At 51.5% G+C, this 466-nt stretch carries 1 protein-coding gene; it reads left to right on the top strand.

What is annotated here, in order from left to right; all coding sequences use genetic code 11:
* Positions 1-466, top strand: a 466-nt coding sequence (locus KK078_RS30955) for a hypothetical protein (protein WP_254094801.1), incomplete at both ends; no start/stop codon positions are given.

Genomic DNA, 466 nt, shown 5'->3' with positions numbered 1-466 from the left:
GACCTTTTCTGTCCACCCACGTCCATCAGCAAGACTTGCTTCAACTACACCTCCCGGCCCTTGGGGATCTCGCTTATCCCCAGCAGCATAGGAAATGCCAAAGATCTGTTGGTGCGGGTACTGATACCGCGCGCAACCAGCCCTCGCCCCAGAGTGGTAAGCGTTGCCAATCCCTTCGGTCTTTCACGCGGGTTGATGCTCAACCCGGGGGATCAGTATGAAATGATCTTCAAGAAGGCCATGGCCATTGTTGATCTGCAACTGAGCACATCGTCTGAGTTTGTAACGATAGCGTATTATAAACTTGAGCAGACGGGAGAAACGGTGAGCCGGCAGCCTCAGTATGGCTACGTACTGATCAAGGTGCTTACACTCCAACCGGGTGAGCTGCTGTCTCCTATCACATACGAAAATGTAAATATCCCGGTAACTAAGATAATCATTACCGCAGGAAGCTGTACGACGA

The organism is Dawidia soli (assembly GCF_018598185.1).
Lineage (GTDB): Bacteria > Bacteroidota > Bacteroidia > Cytophagales > Cyclobacteriaceae > Ohtaekwangia > Ohtaekwangia soli.
The sequence above is the reverse complement of the archived record's forward strand: the minus strand, read 5'-3'. Positions and strand labels throughout refer to the sequence as shown.